The organism is Pseudoalteromonas sp. ECSMB14103 (genome assembly GCF_000813065.1).
Lineage (GTDB): Bacteria > Pseudomonadota > Gammaproteobacteria > Enterobacterales > Alteromonadaceae > Pseudoalteromonas > Pseudoalteromonas marina.
Map to the genome: position 1 here is coordinate 91,304 of NZ_JWGY01000010.1, position 18,045 is coordinate 109,348.

The 18,045-nt window shown below is 40.7% G+C and carries 22 protein-coding genes; 10 read left to right on the forward strand and 12 right to left on the reverse strand.

Annotation, left to right across the window (positions count from 1 at the left end; all coding sequences use genetic code 11):
- Positions 1–27 precede the first annotated feature (27 nt).
- Positions 28–723, reverse strand: a complete 696-nt coding sequence (locus RF53_RS15385) for a hypothetical protein (RefSeq protein WP_039038198.1) — start codon at positions 721–723, stop codon at positions 28–30.
- Positions 724–740: 17 nt separating this feature from the next.
- A complete protein-coding gene (locus RF53_RS15390) occupies positions 741–1,619 on the reverse strand; it encodes a DMT family transporter (protein WP_200888055.1) in 879 nt (292 codons plus the stop codon).
- Positions 1,620–1,874: 255 nt separating this feature from the next.
- Between RF53_RS15390 and RF53_RS15395 the strand changes: the two genes are divergently transcribed.
- Entirely contained in the window at positions 1,875–2,258 is a 384-nt protein-coding gene (locus RF53_RS15395; RefSeq protein WP_006792477.1) for an MAPEG family protein, read from the forward strand.
- A gap of 72 nt (positions 2,259–2,330) precedes the next feature.
- On the opposite strand, the gene RF53_RS15400 is transcribed toward RF53_RS15395, so the two are convergent.
- The 3 genes from RF53_RS15400 to RF53_RS15410 all read right to left on the reverse strand — a co-directional run bounded on the left by RF53_RS15400 (position 2,331) and on the right by RF53_RS15410 (position 4,721).
- Positions 2,331–3,542, reverse strand: a complete 1,212-nt coding sequence (locus RF53_RS15400; protein ID WP_039038200.1) for a M56 family metallopeptidase — start codon at positions 3,540–3,542, stop codon at positions 2,331–2,333.
- 9 nt (positions 3,543–3,551) lie between these two features.
- A complete protein-coding gene (locus tag RF53_RS15405; protein WP_006792475.1) occupies positions 3,552–3,926 on the reverse strand; it encodes a BlaI/MecI/CopY family transcriptional regulator in 375 nt (124 codons plus the stop codon).
- A 102-nt stretch (positions 3,927–4,028) separates the two neighbouring features.
- Positions 4,029–4,721 carry a pseudouridine synthase gene (locus tag RF53_RS15410; RefSeq protein WP_039038201.1) on the reverse strand — a complete coding sequence of 231 codons (693 nt, stop codon included), beginning with the start codon at positions 4,719–4,721 and terminating at the stop codon, positions 4,029–4,031.
- 92 nt (positions 4,722–4,813) lie between these two features.
- On the opposite strand from RF53_RS15410, the gene RF53_RS15415 reads away from it, so the two are divergent.
- Positions 4,814–5,119: a DUF6482 family protein gene (locus tag RF53_RS15415; RefSeq protein WP_006792473.1), complete on the forward strand. Its 306-nt coding sequence runs from the start codon at positions 4,814–4,816 to the stop codon at positions 5,117–5,119.
- A gap of 40 nt (positions 5,120–5,159) precedes the next feature.
- Positions 5,160–5,567, forward strand: coding sequence for a GNAT family N-acetyltransferase (locus RF53_RS15420; protein ID WP_039038202.1), 408 nt, complete (start codon positions 5,160–5,162; stop codon positions 5,565–5,567).
- Positions 5,568–5,603: 36 nt separating this feature from the next.
- Here RF53_RS15420 and RF53_RS15425 read toward each other — a convergent pair whose 3' ends face one another.
- The 7 genes from RF53_RS15425 to lptM all read right to left on the reverse strand — a co-directional run bounded on the left by RF53_RS15425 (position 5,604) and on the right by lptM (position 10,620).
- Positions 5,604–5,960 (reverse strand): HopJ type III effector protein, encoded by a 357-nt coding sequence (locus tag RF53_RS15425; protein ID WP_039038203.1) that lies wholly within the window; start codon positions 5,958–5,960, stop codon positions 5,604–5,606.
- A gap of 47 nt (positions 5,961–6,007) precedes the next feature.
- On the reverse strand, positions 6,008–6,718 hold the full coding sequence (locus RF53_RS15430; protein WP_039038204.1) for an HAD-IA family hydrolase: 711 nt from the start codon (positions 6,716–6,718) through the stop codon (positions 6,008–6,010).
- 9 nt (positions 6,719–6,727) lie between these two features.
- On the reverse strand, positions 6,728–7,672 hold the full coding sequence (locus tag RF53_RS15435) for a tyrosine recombinase XerC (RefSeq protein WP_008129459.1): 945 nt from the start codon (positions 7,670–7,672) through the stop codon (positions 6,728–6,730).
- The gene (locus tag RF53_RS15440; RefSeq protein ID WP_039038205.1) at positions 7,669–8,280 is read right to left on the reverse strand and encodes a DUF484 family protein; all 612 of its coding nucleotides are present in this window, start codon (positions 8,278–8,280) and stop codon (positions 7,669–7,671) included. The genes RF53_RS15435 and RF53_RS15440 overlap by 4 nt, the downstream gene beginning before the upstream one ends.
- Positions 8,277–9,107: a diaminopimelate epimerase gene (dapF, locus tag RF53_RS15445; RefSeq protein WP_039038206.1), complete on the reverse strand. Its 831-nt coding sequence runs from the start codon at positions 9,105–9,107 to the stop codon at positions 8,277–8,279. Before dapF ends, RF53_RS15440 begins: the two co-directional genes overlap by 4 nt.
- A gap of 64 nt (positions 9,108–9,171) precedes the next feature.
- Complete coding sequence (gene lysA / locus RF53_RS15450; protein ID WP_039038207.1) at positions 9,172–10,425, reverse strand: diaminopimelate decarboxylase; 1,254 nt, start codon at positions 10,423–10,425, stop codon at positions 9,172–9,174.
- Positions 10,426–10,620: an LPS translocon maturation chaperone LptM gene (gene lptM, locus RF53_RS15455; protein WP_039038208.1), complete on the reverse strand. Its 195-nt coding sequence runs from the start codon at positions 10,618–10,620 to the stop codon at positions 10,426–10,428.
- Positions 10,621–10,777: 157 nt separating this feature from the next.
- Here lptM and cyaY point away from each other — a divergent pair, with 157 nt between their 5' ends.
- The 7 genes from cyaY (at position 10,778) to add (ending at position 17,952) form a co-directional block, all read left to right on the forward strand.
- Positions 10,778–11,101 carry an iron donor protein CyaY gene (gene cyaY / locus RF53_RS15460; protein WP_006792464.1) on the forward strand — a complete coding sequence of 108 codons (324 nt, stop codon included), beginning with the start codon at positions 10,778–10,780 and terminating at the stop codon, positions 11,099–11,101.
- Positions 11,098–11,754, forward strand: a complete 657-nt coding sequence (locus RF53_RS15465) for an alpha/beta hydrolase (protein ID WP_006792463.1) — start codon at positions 11,098–11,100, stop codon at positions 11,752–11,754. The genes cyaY and RF53_RS15465 overlap by 4 nt, the downstream gene beginning before the upstream one ends.
- A 22-nt stretch (positions 11,755–11,776) precedes the next feature.
- The gene (locus RF53_RS15470; protein WP_039038209.1) at positions 11,777–12,769 is read left to right on the forward strand and encodes a DUF2914 domain-containing protein; all 993 of its coding nucleotides are present in this window, start codon (positions 11,777–11,779) and stop codon (positions 12,767–12,769) included.
- Between the two features lie 31 nt (positions 12,770–12,800).
- Positions 12,801–13,739: a hydroxymethylbilane synthase gene (gene hemC, locus RF53_RS15475; protein WP_039038210.1), complete on the forward strand. Its 939-nt coding sequence runs from the start codon at positions 12,801–12,803 to the stop codon at positions 13,737–13,739.
- Positions 13,740–15,572, forward strand: coding sequence for a uroporphyrinogen-III synthase (locus RF53_RS15480; RefSeq protein ID WP_039038211.1), 1,833 nt, complete (start codon positions 13,740–13,742; stop codon positions 15,570–15,572).
- Entirely contained in the window at positions 15,569–16,681 is a 1,113-nt protein-coding gene (locus RF53_RS15485; RefSeq protein ID WP_008129473.1) for a heme biosynthesis HemY N-terminal domain-containing protein, read from the forward strand. The genes RF53_RS15480 and RF53_RS15485 overlap by 4 nt, the downstream gene beginning before the upstream one ends.
- A gap of 269 nt (positions 16,682–16,950) precedes the next feature.
- Entirely contained in the window at positions 16,951–17,952 is a 1,002-nt protein-coding gene (gene add / locus RF53_RS15490; protein ID WP_039038224.1) for an adenosine deaminase, read from the forward strand.
- Positions 17,953–18,045 lie beyond the last annotated feature (93 nt).

Sequence of the window (18,045 nt, forward strand, 5' to 3'; positions counted from 1 at the left end):
GATTTCACTAGCGCCGTTTTATTTAAATTAAAAATATTGAGTCGATTTATTCTCATATATCTCTTTTTTTATAATGTCTGCACATTTAATAGGGTTTGTCTGAGCAATAAAATGCCCACCGGATATTGTGATTACCTTTGTATTATTAAATACGCTTTTAACCTCATCAACAGCACGGTTATTAACTAATATGTCGTTTGTAGGCTTAATATACACCACAGGTGTAGCGTGTGGGTTTTGAGGTTTACGTAATCGAGATATGTTCTGTAATCTATTTTTTAGTTTAGCTTTATTTGCGAAGCTAATTGATTTAAATACATCTAGAATTTGACTGTCACTTCCCGCACCTGCAAATCCTATTTTATTTAATAACCACATATTTAATTCTGATGCCTGCAAAGCAAATGTAGGGATTAGATGGGCACACCGAGATAATGAACTAGGCGCCGAAATAAAGCTTGCCAGAAATACAATCTGCTTTACATTACTACCCAATATATTACATAGCTCATATGCTATTGGCCCAGAGTATGACTCCGCTACGATAAATAATTCAGTACTTTGCAAATGTTCAGCTAGGTATTGTGCTTTTTTAGCATAGCTATCGCCTTCGAGTTCATCTAAACAAAGCACTTGAATATTTAAAGCCTTAGGAAGTACTTCGAGTATTCCTTTAAAAAGCATTCCTGTTCCATCAAGCCCAGGTAGTAGTATTATTTTCAATTAAAACCCTTTTTTATTTATAGTGGTAACATCACCAAAATAGCGGCAACGGCTATAAGTATTAAGCCCGCGGTGTCTTGTTTTTTAAGTGGCTGTTTTAACCAAAGTACGGCAATTAACATGGTAAAAAATACTTCAACCTGCCCAAGCGTTTTAACATACGCCACATGCTGTAAACTCATTGCGCTAAACCAGCCAATAGAGCCTATACAGCTAAAAATACTAATTGCGGCAGTAGTGCCTTTATATTGCCAAAGTTTGCCAACTGTGTGTGGCTCTTTTAGTAATAAATAGCCAAGTAATATAAGCGTTTGTAGGCTTATTACAAACAGTAAAACCCATGCAGCCGAGTGCGGAAATAATAACCCTGAGTTTAAGCTCGCTTCACGTACCCACAGCGATGTAAGGGCAAAGCTGGTACCACAGGCAAGGCCCAGTAACGCTGTTTTAGCATCAAAGTGTTTTACGCTGGTTATACCGCTAAGTAAAAGCACCGCAATAGCGCCTAAAAATACACCCAGCCAACCAAGTAGGCTAAGCGCAGAGCCAAAAAACAATACCCCTAAAATAGCCGCTACTAAGGCTTCACTCTTGGCAAGGCCTGCACCTATGGCGTAATTATTCATTTTAAACAGTTTTACCATTAAGCCGGTGGCGAGTATTTGCATAATACTTGCGCCAATAACAAATCCCCAAAAGGCATTATTTAAGGTAGGCATGGCGGTATCTTGATATTGATACAAGCCGCACAAATACACGGCAGCAATGGGGCCGGCTAAAATAAAGCGCGAAAGCGTTACGCCAGCCACACTTGCATGTGAGCTTAAATTACTTTGCAGGGCATTTCGCCATGCTTGCATAAAAGCGGCTAAAAAAGTGAAAAAGATCCAGGTCATGGTATTCGTCGATAAAAAATAAGGTCTTTACGTTAGCAATCTTTGATTATTAAAGCGACGCATTAAAGGTGATAGTGAATATTCATCACCTGCGACATTATGCCGCACTGCTTTATGAGTAAACTTAGCTATAGTAAGTGTGATGTTATTGTTTAGCCGCCAGCGTTTGTCATAAAACGTATTGGCGGCTTTTTTTGTGCGTGTATGGTATATGTATTGCTCAAATTATCAGATTTTATAATAAGAGAATAAACTATGACGACATTAGTAGTATGCGCATTATTGGCTGTATTAATGCCTTACTTTGCAAAAGTGCCGGTTGCGATGGCAATGGCAAAATTAGGTCGATACGATAATAAACATCCTAGGGCGCAACAAGCAAAACTAACTGGCTTTGGTGCTCGGACGCTCGCTGCTCATCAAAATTGTTTTGAATCACTCGCTGTTTTTGCTGTTGCTATTGCAGTGGTATTTGGTACTAACTCGGTAAACGCAATAACCGAAACCTTGGCGGTTACTCATATAGTCTCACGCATTTTGTATTGTATTTTTTATTGGTTGAACTTAGATATTATACGTTCGCTTGTATGGTTTATTGGCTTAGGTACTACCATTGCCATGATTGTAGTGAGTATTTAATTTTATTGTTAAAACCACAAAGCAAGCAGCCTAAAAGGGTGCTTGCTTTATAGTCTTAAACACTTATTCCCATTAATGCGATATGTTAACTCGCTCTATTAAATCACTTTTTGTAACTGTACTGTTGAGTGCAAAATCAAGTTGTATTAATACGTTTTGTTGTCCCATTGATGAAGGTGTATATTGCCATTGCATCAGTGCTCTTTTTGCTTCTTTGTTAAAGACTGCTTCTGGTTCAGCTTTTACAACAGTAATGTTAGCTGTTTTGCCTGCTGGGGTTATGTCGTATTTTAATACCACTGAACCGCTAATGCCTTGTTCCGCCGCTTGTTTTGGGTAAAGCGGTTCGATTCGCATTACGGGAGCGATAGATGTTTCTTTTTTAGCTGATGCTTCAGGTTGCTTTGCTACTGCTAAGCCACTGAGCAAGCTTGCTGCTATAAGTAACGCGCTTCCTTTTGCTAGGCGCGAATGTGCGCCGTTATGTTTGATATTAGTAAGTCGTTGTAACATGGTTTTTTTATCTCCGTAGTGTGAATAAGCCATCAGACCCGCTGGCGCATTGGCAGCGCAGTTTACTAAGGCTTTGCTGTATAAAATTTGTTGCTGTGTGGTTTTATTACTTAGTACCCGTTCATCACAAGTTAGCTCCTGCAAACGTCTACAGCTTGCGTATGCCATCCAAGCTAAAGGGTTAAACCACATTAAAATTGTAGCCAGTAATAGCAGCGCATTTGTTAGGTTATCTTTGCGTTTTATATGCACATTTTCGTGCTCTAAAATAAGCGCCAATGTGGCTTTATCAAACAGAGTATTGTAGTTGTGTGGTAAAACTAGCTTGCTATTTAGTACCCCAATTACCATAGGTGTTGCCACTTGATGACTAGTAAAGGTTTTTACCCCTGAGCTTATTTCTGCTTGTAAATTTGTTACTTCACAAAGCTGTAGGTTGCTTACAAATCGGCGGTGAATAATCCAAGTGGCGAATAAAAGCAGTGCCGTAATAACTACATAAAATAGCGCCCAGTTAATACTAATAGTGCTTATTAATGGTTGATTTGGAGTAATGATATAATGACTAATTGGACTGTTTTGTAGTGGCCTAATTGCATTGGGTAAATTAGCGACAAGCAGCGAGGCTGGTATTAACCACACTAATTTATAAATAAGCTGCGAACCAATTGCTTTTAAGCCAAAGCGCTCAAGTAAAACAAATCCTGCAAACAACAGACTCAATAATAGTTGTTGCTCTATTAGCCAATTAAAGCTTGTTTGAATAACCATGAGAATCCCTTACTTTTGGTTTTTTTCCCAGTCATCTATGACTTTTTTAAGCTCGTTTATATCTTGTTGAGAGAGTTTTTCTGATTTTGCAAAACCACTTACCAACGGAGCTATGCGGCCACTAAAAAAACGCTCAATAAAGTTCTGGCTTTCTTTTTGGGTGTAATCAGCACGATTTATACAGGGGGTATAAATATATTGGCGGCCGTCTTTTTCAAAGGTCAGTGCGCCTTTTTTAACTAATCGACCCAGTAGGGTTTTAATGGTTTTTTCGTGCCATTGCTTATCATCGCTTAAGCGCTCAATAATTTGGCTCGCGGTGGCAGGGTAGTTAATCCAAAGCGCATCAAGCACGTCGAACTCTGCTTTTGATAACTCAATCATTTTATTGCCTACAAATGTAATCTTTAAGTTAAGACTACACCTGTAATCTATTTTTGCAAGGTTATTTTTTAACTTTTTGCGGTGTAATTAAGCGATTTGGTATTAGATTTTCGAAATATCAGTTTTATTAATTTGTATGGAGTGGTTTTCAGGTAGGTTTAGGTTTGAGAGGGCGAGTTCGCTAAATTGCACTCTAAATAAATCAATTACTTTAAAGCCGCAGTAATGCGCCATTTTACGTATTTGTCTGTTAAGCCCTTGTTTTAAAATAATACTAAATTGGTTGTCAGCTATTTTAGTTACTTCACACGGTAAGGTTATTTGTTTATTAATGGGGATACCTGCAGCCATTTTTTCACAAAACGCGTTATTAATCGGTTTATCTACCGTGACTAAATAACGTTTAGGCTGGTGGAAGTCAGGGTGAATAAGTTGATTACAAAAGTCACCGTCGTTGGTCAAAATAAGCAAGCCGCGAGAGTCTTTATCTAATCGGCCAATGGGGTAAACCCGGGTGAGAGTAGGTAAATGATGAATAAGGCTGGCGGGGTCATTTTCATTTAATTTGCAGTCAATACCTTCGGGCTTGTGGTACGCAAAATAAACTAAATCGGCTGCCCCTTTAACTACTTGGCCATTAACTATTATGTCGTCTTGCTCATCAACGTGATCAATATGATTAGCAGGGCGATTATTTACCGTTACTACCCCTTCATCTATTAAACGCGATGCCTGTTTACGCGAGCACACGCCTGCATGAGCAATGTATTTAGCAAGGCGAATTTTGGGGCTCATAAAGTGTTCTCGTTAGTTGGCAATAAAAAACTGATCGCGATTATAGCAAAGCTGCGTATCGATAAAGCTATATTTAATTAAGGTGAACAAAAATGGGTATGAAATTTTCTGAACTAAAAAATCATGAGCCGCTACAAAAAGTAGTTGTTCACTCACTTGAAATGGCGCTGTATCAGGTTTCTGTGATCATTAATAATGTTGAATATTATGTAACAGAGGAAGATGGCGAATTTGTAAGAGCTGTAAGCCCGCTGCATGTACAAAAGCGGTTTGAAAAAATAGCGTACGCACAAATGATGCTTCGCCACACAAGCGCTTACGACGAAATGTGCGGGCAGCCCGAAAAAACTTCTAGCAACTTACTTGAAGTGCCTTTTGGTAAAAATAATCTTTTTTAATTAAGTGTGTTTGCTAATATCGCTTTTTTAGGAGCGGTATATGTATCAATTAAAATCTGATAACAGTGATGCGTTAAACTCAACTTTACGTAATAAAATAGTTGATTTTAATGCCAAGCATTTTGATGCGCAAAGAGTGCCACTCGGCTATAAATTTGTTGATAATAATAACGAACTAATGGCTGGTATTAGTGGTTGCGTATTTGGCAATTGGCTAATTATAAATTGGCTTTGGTGCAGTGAAGTCGCTCGTAATGAAGGCCTTGCAGGGCAGTTGCTCACAGAGTTAGAGCAAGCTGCAATATTGCTTGGCGCTAAAAAAGCCCAGCTAGACACTCTCGACTTTCAAGCAAAACCTTTTTATGAAAAACGCGGATACAGCGTAAAGTATCAACTTGATAACTACCCACTTTGCGGCACCCGCTATTTTATGGAAAAACCACTTTAATTTATAGTATAACTCAATTTTTTAACGGGATATCAGTTACTTAGCAGTTAAAGGCTCGCCCTCAAACGTAACACCTAAAAATGGTGTCGTCTCTGGCGCTAACATAAACGTGCGAATGTTCATGTGGTCGTCGCCGTTAGGGTTTTGTAGCACCTCATCGCGGTAAAACTTACCAAAGCAATCAAGAGTGTTTTGCTTGCTAAGCCCATTGAGTTTTGCAAACGCAAAAATTTTACATGAACCGTTATTTTCACTCGCTGAACTCAGTAACCCATGGTTATTAAAGGCACAAGCAGTAAAATCGTAATTGGCTTCAATCACCGCCATTGTATCGGTAAATTGAATGTTTTTTGGGTTCTCAGCAAGTGATTTAAGGTATTCGTTTAAAGTCATAATTGTTCCCTAAATTTAATTTATAAGGCTAATTTACTCGTAGCAATTTATGAACGAATAAAATGCGTTAATGCGTGAATATTGGTGATTTCCACGTCGGCTAGGCCTTTGTAGTCATACTTAGCGTTTTGATCGTTTAACCACACTGATTGACAACCTGTGTTATTGGCGCCTTGTACGTCGGTATCTAGGCTATCACCAATATGAAGTATGTCGCTTTTGGTGACTTTTAAGTGCGCAGCTGCTTTGTCAAATAAGGTGCTATGAGGTTTAGCTTTACCGTGCATGCCCGCTTGTAGCACTAGCTCAAACTTATTGTGTAAATTAAAGCGTTCTATTTCAACATTGCCATTGGTTATGGCGATTAAGGTAAAATGTTGCGCTAAGTTATCAAGTAGCGCTAATACGTCGTCGCTGACTACAATGTCACTGCGTGCATCGGCAAATGCGTTATAGGCGTTACTGGCATGCAGTGCTACTTCTTGTTCAGTAAATCCTAACTTTGATAGTGCTAAACGCAATGTGTGCTTGCGCCACTGCGTTACATTGTCTTTTAGTTCTGGCTGTTGCAGAGCGGCAAGTTGCCGGCATTGTTGCCAGTATTGTGGGCCTTGTTCTTGGTAGCGTGGTAATGCATTTAAGTAATTTTGTTGGGCGCTAACGGCTGCTTTTATAATTGGGTGGTTGTTATATAGCGTGTCGTCTAAATCAAAGCTCATGATAGAAAAAGGGCGTATTGCACGATTAAATCGGATCATTATAATTTCCTAATCAGTTTGTTTTTTGGCGCGCGGATGGGTGTTGTCGTACACTTTGGCTAAATGCTGAAAATCTAAATGGGTATACACTTGTGTGGCCGACAAGCTACTGTGGCCAAGCAATTCTTGTACAGCACGTAAATCACCCGACGATTCTAAAATATGTGATGCAAATGAATGGCGTAATTTATGCGGATGCACCTGTGAGCTAATACCTTGCTTTATTCCCCACTCTTGCATACGCAAACGCACTTGGCGAATTGAAATACGATTTTTTTGGCTACTTAAAAATACACCTGGCTCGTCTGGCTTTGCAAACTGAGGGCGCACGGTTAACCATTTTTTTAATGCGTCTAATGCCTTTGTTCCCACGGGAATAAGGCGTTCTTTGTTACCTTTACCGCGAACTAATATTTCGCCACTTTTGGCATTAATATCTTGCATGTTAGCGCCAACTAACTCGCTAATACGTAAACCTGATGAATACATAAGTTCCATCATAGCTTTGTCTCTTATTGCTAAAGGGTCGTCGTCAGGAATTTCGAGCAAGCGAGCCATTTGATCAACGTCGAGGTTTTTAGGTAAAGGTTTGGCAAATTTGGGGCCTTTAATGCCGGTAGCAGGATTGTGATAATGCGATTGCTGCGCAATATTTTTAGCTTTTAAAAACTTATATAAACTTCTGATACAGCTCAATTTTAAGCTAATGGTTCGGCCACTTAGTTGTTTGGCGCGTAAAGCCATACTGTAACGGCGAATATGCTCTGCTTGTACGCCAAACCAGTCATCGCATAATTTATTAAAATAAAGGGCTGCAAAACCAAGTTGGCTAACATACTGATTTACAGTGTGCGCTGAATATTGTTTTTCAAATTTTAGGTAGTCGCTAAATAGCGTAATGGGTGTGCGCCAGTTGTCACTTAATTCGCTTATATTAGGCGCATCATCACTCATGCGAGTTTTTGTAACCTTAACTGCAGGGCACTAATAAAATCCAAAACGAACAGGTTGTCTTGTGCGGGTTCAAAATGGTTCACGTTGTTGCTGCCAAACGCGAGTATGGCAATAGGTTGCTTTTCATCACCGATTAAATATATAGCCGCAGATTGCGTGTCATCACTAAATAATAGAGCCCGTTCTTGTGCTGTAATACGGCCTAAGTAATGTCCAGAGTTTGTGAGGCGGTGTTCAATAAGCTCGTCGTAGTCAGGGCTGTATTTTATTAATTTAAAGTCACTTATGTCGTTATTTGAACACACAATGGCGTGTAAATTTTTAGCGATGGTATCAAAATCGTCATGGCTCCAAAGCTGGCGATGGCATTGGCTGAGGAGACGGTATACGAGCTCATTTTGAACTGCGTGCTGGCTCATTGTATCGATTTGATTTTTTAAGTGTGTATTGTGTTCACGCAATTGGCGCTGTTGAATATGAACTAATGACGTTGCCCCTTGCGCTTGCTGCTGAAGGTCTAGCTGAGCAAGCACGTTTGGGTGTTTAACTAAAAAGTCAGGATTTGCGAGTAAGTAGCTAATAATTTGCTCTTCATTTAGCTCGCTCATAACGCTACTTGTCCATCGAATACGTGTTCAGCAGGGCCTGTCATTCGTACTGGATGACCTTCTCCACTCCAACGTATTTGAAGTGTCCCACCAGGTAGGTCGACTTGTACCGCGCTTGAAAGCTTGCTTTGCATATGGCCAATGACCATCGCTGCACACGCGCCAGTGCCGCATGCGAGCGTTTCGTTTACGCCGCGCTCCCATACTCTTAGCTTTATATGCTCTTGCGATATAACTTGCATAAACCCAATGTTAGCGCGCTGTGGAAAGCGTTCGTGGTTTTCAAGCAGTGGACCCAATATATCAACCTGCGCTGTCGTAATATCGTCAACTTCAAGCACGCAGTGTGGATTCCCCATAGATACTGCGCCACTAAATACGGTGTGTTCTTCAGCCCTTATAATGTAGGTGAGTTCACGTTTGCTGGCTTTAAGCGGTATTTTGCTTGGCTCGAAATTAGGGTGCCCCATGTTAACCGTAACTTGGCCGTCTTTTTCTATGTAGAGTGTTAAGTTACCCGATTTGGTTGATACACTAATTTTATGTTTGTTAGTCAGGCCTTTCATACGCACAAAACGTGCAAAGCAACGTGCACCATTACCGCACTGTTCTACTTCGGTACCATCGGCATTAAAAATACGATAATGAAAATCAAGATCGGGAGAGTATGGTGCTTCAACCATGAGTAATTGGTCAAAGCCAATGCCAAAGTGGCGATCAGCCAGTTTTTTTATTTGATCTCGTGATAAAAATACATTTTGTGTAATGTTATCAATAACAACAAAGTCGTTGCCTAAGCCGTGCATTTTGGAAAAATTAACTAACATAGCGCTCTAATTCGTGTTTGCTCTGTGGTAATCATGCCACAGAGCAGCTAGTTGGCAAAAACGTTTATGGTAAAATTTTCTCACCTTGATAAAGACTCTCAATGGTTTCACGTTCGCGAATAAGATGGTGCTGTTCACCGTCTACCATTATTTCAGCTACGCGTGGGCGAGAGTTATAGTTTGAACTCATAGTAAAGCCATATGCCCCAGCACTTCGCTGCGCGAGTAAATCGCCTTGTTTCAGCGCCAGTTCTCGGTCTTTTCCTAAAAAGTCACCGGTTTCGCACACGGGGCCAACAATATCAAAGTTGTGAGTTGGCGTATCGTCATCACGAACCGACACAGGTATAATTTTTTGCCACGCTTGATAAAGAGAAGGGCGAAGCATATCGTTCATGCCAGCATCAACAATGGCAAAAAATTTACTTTGGTTTTGTTTAATAAACTCAACTTGCGTAATTAATACCCCTGCGTTTGCAGCAATGGCACGACCTGGTTCAAAAATAAGTTCTAAATGGCGGTAGTTTTCTAGGCGAGCCGTTACTTGCTCTGCGTATTCACTAGGATGAGGTGGTTGTTCGTTGTCGTAAGGAACACCTAACCCACCACCTATGTCTAAATGGCTTAATTCTATCCCGACATTTTTTAGTTCATCTATTAGCGCAAGGAGTTTGTCGAGCGCTTCTAAAAACGGCTTTACTTCGGTTAACTGCGAACCAATATGGCAATCTACGCCTATTATGTTTAAGCCAGGTAAAGCAGCGGCTTGTTGATAAACACTGACAGCGGTTTGAATATCAATGCCAAATTTGTTTTCTTTAAGGCCAGTAGAAATATAAGGGTGCGTTTTTGCATCTATATCGGGGTTAACGCGAATAGAAATTGGTGCTACTAAGTTAAGCTCACACGCAACCTCTGAAATACGCTCTAATTCAGAGGCCGACTCAACGTTAAAACATTTAATCCCTAACTTTAATGCATACGCTATTTCGTCAGCGGTTTTAGCAACGCCTGAAAATACTACTTTACCGGCGTCTCCTCCTGCTTTAATTACACGCGCCAGCTCACCTTTAGATACAATGTCAAAACCCGAACCAAGGCGGGCTAGAATATTTAATACAGCAATATTAGAGTTTGCTTTTACGGCATAACATACCAAGCTTTTATGGTTTTTAGTCGCATTGGCAAACGCAAGATAGTGGCGCTCAAACGTTGCACGAGAATACACATAGCAAGGCGTGCCATATTGCTGAGCAATAGCGGCAATACCCACATCTTCAGCAAACAATTGATTGTTTTTATAGTTAAAAAAATCCATTTATTGCTCCTGTTTTACTGGTGTTGTAGGTTGCTTGGCCTTTGCGGCAGGCACCATAGTGTTTTCTGGTTGGTTTTGCTCGGCCTGTTGTTCAGGCAAATATAATGGGCCGCTTTGTCCGCAGCCAGCTAATGCGCCAAATAGGGCCGTGCAAATTAATAGTTTTTTTAATTGTAAGGTATGTGTCGCTTTCATTAGATTAATATTGTTGCTGGCTTTATAATCGCAGAGTAACAGAATATCTAAAAAATGCAGCTATTCGCGGATGATTTTATTCCTGTTACACTAGCTGCATATTTTTAACGCAATTACGTACCCAATATTAGGCGGCCCGCCTGCAAAGGAATCAACAATGACTGAACACGAATATCACCAATTAGCCGAAGCTCTTATGTTCACAATTGAAGAGCAAATTGATGATTGTGAAGCCGATTTAGATTACGAATCAGCGCAAGGTATTTTAGAAATTATTTTTCCTGATAAGAGTAAAATTGTCATCAATAAGCAAGCGCCTCTTCATCAAGTGTGGGTAGCAACTAAATTCAATGGTCACCATTTTGAAATGCGTGACGGTCAATGGATTGATAACCGCTCTGGTGCAGAGTTTTGGGAATTCATTAACGAAGCGTCAACTCGCCAAGCTGGCCAAGAAATTAAGTGGCAATCATCATTATGAGTTTAGAGTTTGTTCAATACCCCGCGCAGAGCGCGCATAAAGCGACAGTTATTTGGTTACATGGCTTAGGTGATTCGGGTGATGGGTTTGCCCCTGTAGCGCCGCAATTAAATTTACCAGCCGAGCTGGGCGTGCGTTTTGTTTTCCCACATGCGCCTGTGCAACCGGTCACCATAAATGGTGGTATGGAAATGCGTTCTTGGTACGACATTAAGTCAATAGAGCTTGATAAACGTGCCGATGAAGAAGGGGTGAGGGAGTCTGCCGAAAAAGTAGAGGCGTTAATAAATACAGAAATAGCCAACGGAATACCTGCTAACAAAATTATTTTGGCTGGTTTTTCACAAGGTGGTGTTGTGTCGCTTCACTTAGCTCCGCGCTTTGAACAAAAGTTGGCGGGTGTTATGGCACTGTCTACTTATATGTGCGCGCCGCATAAATTTACAGATGAAGCAAAGCATACCGATTTAAATGTATTTATGGCACATGGTAGTCACGATAACGTGGTACCAATGAGTGCAGGTAAAAGTGCATTTGATGTATTAACAGCACATAACATGGATGTAAGCTGGCAAGAATACCCAATGGCACACCAAGTGTGTGCAGAAGAGTTACACGCTATTCGCCAATGGTTAATTGCCCGTTTAAGCTAATTTTGGAGCCGCTGAGGTCAATATGAGTCAAAAAATAGTTATTAAAGCAAATGTAAAACGCGAACCACAAAACAGCCTACCTACGGTAAGCTATGAATGGCATTGGCGTCGAATTGTGAGTTTGGCTATGTTGATAGTAATGACATCTGCGGCTGTGATATATGGTTTAACCAGCTCAGTAAATGCAGATCAGGGCGCACATCCCAATGAACAAACAGAGCTTTTAATCACTGATAGCATACAAGGTGATGAAGTAACTGAAAGCGAAACACATAATGCACCCAGCAACCAATCGCATATAGAGACTGAGCATGCTGAAACATTGCCTGCAGAGCAACTACCAACAACTCAAGAGGCGGACATTACCAATGCCTTACTTGAAAACGCTGAGTCAGTAACCGTTGCGCCAATCTCAGATGAGCCGACAATAACCCAATCAACAGTTGACTCAATAACTGAAAAAACGAATACAGTTGATAACAGTAAAAACGATGCGTTGGTCACTAATGCAATGAGCGCTGATACAACAAGTGAAACTGTATCTGTACCTGCGTCAGAGCAAACTTCTGAGCTTGGCGCAATCGCATTAGAGCCAGAGAGTAATATTGATGCACAACCTGTTACAGAGCAATTTGCTGATGATGCCCATATTGCTAGCGTAGCACTCGGTGCTCAGATTGATACCAGTAAAATAAGCCGCGCAGTGCTTACACGCAGTGTAGCAAAGCGCGAACCTACTAATGTGTTTGCAGCCGACGTGCGTTTAAGTCAGTTTGAAGGTTCGTTATCATTTTTTAGTGAGCTTAAAGGACTGCAAGGCCAGCGCGTAAAACATGTTTGGTCTTTTGAAAGTGAAACAATGGCCGAAATTTCACTTAATGTTACTTCGCCACGCTACAGAACTTATTCAACAAAAAATATTATGAACACGCAAACAGGCCATTGGCGTGTAGCTGTTGTTGATGAGCAAGGTAATTTAATAGCTCAAAAAGAATTTAGAGTGTTAGCTAACTAATGCTAACCGCAGTAATTAATTGGATACCCCTATGACAGAAAAAACAAAATTAGTACGTATAGCAACCCGTAAAAGCGCTCTGGCGCTATGGCAAGCCGAATTTGTAAAAGCGCAGCTAGAGCATTTTCATGATGACGTGCGTGTTGAGTTAGTCCCTATGTCGACCCAAGGGGATATTATTTTAGATACACCACTTGCTAAAATTGGTGGTAAAGGCTTATTTGTTAAAGAGCTTGAGCAAGCTATGCTAGATGGCCGAGCTGATATTGCCGTGCATTCAATGAAAGATGTGCCGGTGGAGTTTCCTGAAGGGTTAGCGCTTCATACTATTTGTGAGCGTGAAGATCCGCGCGATGCGTTTGTATCAAATCACTTTGCTAACTTGAATGAGTTACCAGAAGGAGCGGTAGTAGGTACATCAAGCTTGCGCCGCCAATGCCAAATTAGAGCACTGAGACCTGACTTAGAAATCCGTGATCTACGCGGAAACGTAAATACGCGTTTGGCTAAATTAGATGCTGGGCAATACGATGCGATTATTTTAGCAGCGGCAGGGCTTATTCGTTTAGAAATGGGCGAGCGTATTGCTGACTACATTGAACCAGAAGTATCGTTGCCTGCAAACGGCCAAGGTGCTGTAGGTATTGAGTGTCGGATTGAAGATGATGTGACAAAAGCGTTACTTGCACCGCTTGAGCACACACATACACGTATTCGTGTTAATGCAGAGCGTGCAATGAACCGCCGTTTAGAAGGTGGTTGTCAGGTGCCAATAGGTGCCTATGCGTTAGTTGATGGCGAACAGGTCCATTTACGAGGGCTTGTAGGCGCAGTCGATGGCAGCGAAATTTTACGTGACGAAGTTGCGGGTCATATTAACGAAGCCGAAAAACTCGGAATAGAGCTGGCTGAAAAATTACTTGCTCAAGGCGCAGATAAAATTTTAGCTGACGTATACAGAGACGCATAAATGACACATATTCTGATAACTCGGCCCGAAGGAAAAGGCGCAGCCCTTGCAGAGCAACTTGAGCAAGCGGGTTATCAGGCGTCATTGTTTCCTGTTTTAAATATTAACTATTTAACGCCCTCTAGTACTCAACTAAGCCCACTTATTAATGCAGATAAAATTATTTTTATCTCTCAGGACGCTGTTAAAGCACTGGCACAATTAAAGCCCGATATAAACATTAAAGCGCAGTTTTATGCTGTAGGGCAGCAAACTGCCGATACAATATATGAATTATTTGGTGTGCGTGCAGCCACGCCTAAGCAGTTCGATTCAGAAGGAGTATTGGCTCTTAAGTCGTTGGCTCAAGTTGATGGTAGCAATATTGTATTGGTTAAAGGGCACGGTGGTCGCCCAGACATCGCCAAGGAACTTAAAGAGCGTGGCGCGTTTTTAAATAATTGTGTTGTTTATGAACGTGAGCCAGTGCCCGATTTAACCAGTGACTGGACTGACCACTGGAAAAGCAGCAATGTACACGGTATAGTCATAACAAGTAATGCAGCAGTTGATGCCATGTTTACCCCCCTTGCTGCACAACAATTACAATGGTTACAACAGTGCCACTTTTATGTTGCCAGCGAGCGCATAGCCGCATATTTACAGCAACAACATGTTAGTTTGGCAAATATCCATATTGCAGCAGGGGCTAGCGATAACGCTATGTTTACCTGTATTAATCAGCAAGGTAGCAGCATGAGTGAACAACCTAAGTCAATAACAACAGAAAACACAACATCAACAGCTTCGAGTTCAACATCAGTTAAAAATGAGCCAGCAAGCGTAAAAAACAAACCCGCAAATGACAAACAAAAAGTAAGTAAAGTGGCTTCACTTGCATTGTTAATATCGTTGGTTGTGGCCTCTGGAGTTGGCTACGAGTTTTATCAAAAGCTAAATGCAGGTAAAGCGCAAAACACAATTGTTAACGAGCTTAGCGAGCAAAACAAGCTGCTCCAGCAAGAGCTTGCCGCACTTAAATCTTCTCAAATGAGCTTACAACAAGCGTTATTTAATAGCGAAGAAAAAGTATCTGAGGCATTAACGCAAAGCACCCTTGAAAATCAGCAAGCATTAAAAGCTGCGCTGCAAAAAGCGCAGCAGCAAGGTTCATCGTTAAACCCACAAGAGGTCACCAGCTTACAACGAATGGCTGAGTTTAAACTGTGGGCCGAAAAAGATTACCAAGGCGCAAGCGCTGTACTAAAGCGTTTAGACGGACTGTTAAGTGAGTACCCTGGCACAATTGAAGTTCGCCAAGCCATTATGCAAGACATACAAACGCTTGATAGTTTAAAACCGGTTGCTACCGAGGCCATTTATTTACAGCTAAATAGTGTTATTAACCGAATTGACGAATTGGTGTTTAATGCGGTCAATTTACCAGAGGAAACATTGGTAATTGATGAACATGCACTCAGCGAAGATATTAACGACTGGCAGCAAAATATCAGTAATAGTTGGAATAAAATTGTTGATAGCTTTATTACTATTAGGCGCCATGAAGGGATTGCTATTGAACCTTTACTAACCGACCAAGAGCGCAATTTAATTAATCAACGAATTAAATTAAATATAGCACAGGCGCAGGACGCATTATTAAGTAAGCAAGCGAGTATATACTTTAGTGCGTTAAGCGAAGCTAAGCGCTTAATTAGCGAGTACTTTAAGCAAGACGATGACGCCACAAAATCAGTACTAAATACGCTATCTAAATTAGAAAAAGAGCAGCTCAACTTTAGCCAAGAGGTCACTTTGCAAAGTACACAAACGGTTAAGGAGTGGGTGCAATGATAGGCCTAATAATCTTAATTGTAGCTATTGTTGTTGTACTTGCGGTTACCCCTTTTGTACTGGACGAAAAAGGCTACGTGCTTATCTCGTTTAATAACACAACAATTGAAGGCACCATTGTTTCGTTTTGTATTATGGCTGCAATGACTGCGGCAACTTTATACTTTACGTATAAACTAATACGCTATTTATTATCAATTTATAGAAATACCAAACATGGTTTTTTTGCCCGCAGTGAAGAGCGTAAATTTGCCGCAATTGAACAAGCCCTTTTCAGTGCTATAAACGACGATTACGAACAAGTAGAGCGCTCACTTTCTGGTAACAGTGTGCCAGATAAATTTGATGATATTCGTTTAGCACTATTGGCTAAAGCGGCACTTGCTAACAACGAGGCAGATAAAGCACTAGAACGATTATTTGAAATAAGCCCTGAGCAGCAATTGAAGGTAGCAAAACTATGGTTGGCAAGTGGCGATAGCAGTGCAATTGAATCGCAGTTGCGCGTTAATGCAGAAGCTAAAAAAGCCACTGCACTTGAGCTTAAACTGTACACTGAGGTATTGGTACAACAGCAGCACTTTAGCGTGCTAGAAGAGTTTTTACCCAAGCTACTGCGTAAAAAAGTGTTTTCTAGTGATCAGTGGACGCGTGTATTTACTGCCTATTTTTCGGCTCAATCAGCTGATGAACTAACAAATAAATACAAACAATTACCACGAAAACTTCAAACTTATGCGCATACTGCGTATTTAACTCAAATGGCTGCAACAGGTCAGCTTGCTGTTATTGAGGGCGATTTAGCTAAAATGGTTAAGCAAGCCAGCCAACATGATGAGCTTGCTGCTATTTTAAATAATGCAAACCATGGCGAAGCGCACAAATTACAAGCCAGTATTCAAGATCGCCTTAAAAAAGACGACACTAATACAGCACTGCTGTTGTCGCTTGCGTGCCTTGCTAATGCACAAAGTGATTATGATTTAGCGGCACGTGTGTTTGATAAAGCACTTAATGGTGATAATAAACACCAATTTGCAGACCAAGCAGCTTTGAGTTACAAAAACACGGCACAGGCTGAAAAGGCGCTCGTTTTATATAACAAATAAGTTTACTAGCTGATTAGTTATAAATTTTAGGCACAGGTTATAGGCGTTGTATAAATGCTTTACCTGTGCTTTTTTATAGGTATTTTTTAAATTTAGCGAAATAATAAAAAGTAAGGCGAGACTATTTTATACATATTATTGTTAAGTGCGTGAATATTTGCACAAAAAGCAGACATATGACCGCTTAATAATATTACAAAGCGTATAGACTTGAAAAATAACTCTATCTGCGTATTATGCGCAAAAATTTAATTAAACTGGGTGCTACTATGATCAATAGAAAACTACCTTTGCTAGATATTCACCGTCATTTAGATGGTAATGTTCGCGCGCAAACCATACTAGAACTTGGTCGTCAGTTTAATATTGATTTACCCGCAGATAACGTTGAACAATTAATCCCTCATGTTCAAGTGATAGATCCAGAGCCAAACCTTGTCGCTTTCTTACAAAAGCTAGACTGGGGTGTTACGGTACTTGGCGATTACGATGCATGCCGCCGTATAGCTATTGAAAATATTGAAGATGCACAAGCGCAAGGTCTTGATTACGTTGAGCTTCGTTTCAGTCCTTACTACATGGCTCAAAGCCAAGGCTTACATCCACAAGGTGTTGTCGAAGCTGTGGTTGATGGTATTAAATCAGCAACAAAGAATGCCAATATTAAAGCTAATTTAATTGGTATTTTGTCGCGTACTTATGGTGTTAAAACGTGCCAACATGAGCTTGATGCATTACTTGCGTTTAAAAATGACTTGGTGGCTGTTGATTTAGCGGGCGATGAAATTGGCTTTCCGGGAGAGTTATTTATTGAGCACTTTAAGCAAGTGCGTGATGCGTATTTAGCGTCAACAATTCATGCCGGTGAAGCACTTGGTGCACCCAGTATTTGGCAAGCGATTAACGAGCTAGGTGCAAGTAGAATTGGCCATGGTGTAAAAGCAATTGAAGACCCATCGTTAATGGATTACTTACGTGACAACCGTATTGGTATTGAGTCATGTTTAACCAGTAATATTCAAACTAGCACAGTCACCGACCTAGCTACGCACCCGCTTAAACAGTTTTTAGATCATGGCATTCTTGCTTGCCTTAATACAGATGATCCGGCTGTTGAAGGTATAGAAATAGAGCATGAATATACTATTGCAGCACCCAAGGCTGGTTTATCTCAGACTGATATAGAAAAAGCCCAAGCTAATGCGTTGGAAATTGCATTTTTAAGCGACGGCGATAAAAAAGCACTACTAGCACAAGTGAGTGCACGTTAAGCAATGCAAATAAATATACCGCTTTAAAGCCGCATATTTATAGACTTAACTTGAGCGCTAGTTAAGAGATTTACTGTCTAACGCTCAGGTTTA